The sequence below is a fragment of the Anaerotignum propionicum genome, from assembly GCF_024461735.1.
Lineage (GTDB): Bacteria > Bacillota > Clostridia > Lachnospirales > Anaerotignaceae > Chakrabartyella.
Map to the genome: position 1 here is coordinate 1 of NZ_JANGAD010000065.1, position 210 is coordinate 210.

At 37.1% G+C, this 210-nt stretch carries 1 protein-coding gene; it reads right to left on the reverse strand.

Features of this window, described 5'->3' with window-relative positions; genetic code table 11:
* On the reverse strand, window positions 1–210 hold a 210-nt coding region (locus NE558_RS14410), incomplete at both ends, for a hypothetical protein (protein WP_256150854.1).

Below are 210 nucleotides of genomic sequence, written 5' to 3' on the forward strand. Positions count from 1 at the left end.
CAATTGCAGCAATGATTACTTTCTTTTCTGCTTTACGTTCATGTTCATTTCCATAATCCCCCTCTTTTCTGTGGTTTCTACGCATTCTATTTGGCCTTTTACTTGTTTTCACAGGCTCTGCCTCCACATATTCATTTTGATAATCGTCTTCTTTGGACAAGCTCAGCTTTTTCCCATATTTTTCAAAACTTACCATGGGTTCTTTTTCAG